Annotated in this window: 1 pseudogene; it reads left to right on the top strand. The window is 41.5% G+C overall.

Features of this window, described 5'->3' with window-relative positions:
• A pseudogene (locus MSG95_RS18895) lies at nt 1–537 on the top strand (IS256-like element ISAba26 family transposase); the annotation flags it as partial.

Here is a 537-nt window from a genome sequence, read left to right as displayed (position 1 = left end):
AAGAATTACTGGGTATGTGGATTGCTCAGACAGAAGGTGCCAAATTCTGGCTGTCAGTCATGACAGAGCTAAAAAATCGAGGAGTACAGGACATTCTTGTTGCCTGTGTAGATGGATTAAAAGGCTTTCCTGACGCGATAGCCTCTGTTTACCCTCATACTGATATTCAACTGTGTATTGTGCATGTTGTACGCAATAGCCTGAGATTTGTAAGCTGGAAAGACTACAAGGCTGTTACGTCGGGTCTGAAAGCGATTTATCAGGCAAGTACAGAGGAAAATGCTTTAAAGTCCCTAGACATCTTCTGTGATCAATGGAATCACCAGTATCCCAAAATTGGAGAATCCTGGCGGGCCAATTGGGAAAATATCCGAACGATCTTTAGCTATCCAGCCGAAATACGTCATGCTATTTATACAACAAATGCGATTGAGTCGTTGAATAGCGTAATACGCCATTCAACGAAGAAAAGGAAAATCTTTTCATCTGATGACTCAGTAAAGAAGGTCATTTACTTAGCAACATCAAATGCTGCGA

Source organism: Acinetobacter sp. IK23 (assembly GCF_035615275.1).
Taxonomy (GTDB): Bacteria; Pseudomonadota; Gammaproteobacteria; order Pseudomonadales; family Moraxellaceae; genus Acinetobacter; species Acinetobacter seifertii.
Note: the sequence above shows the minus strand (reverse complement) of the source record. Positions and strands in the feature narration are given on the sequence as shown.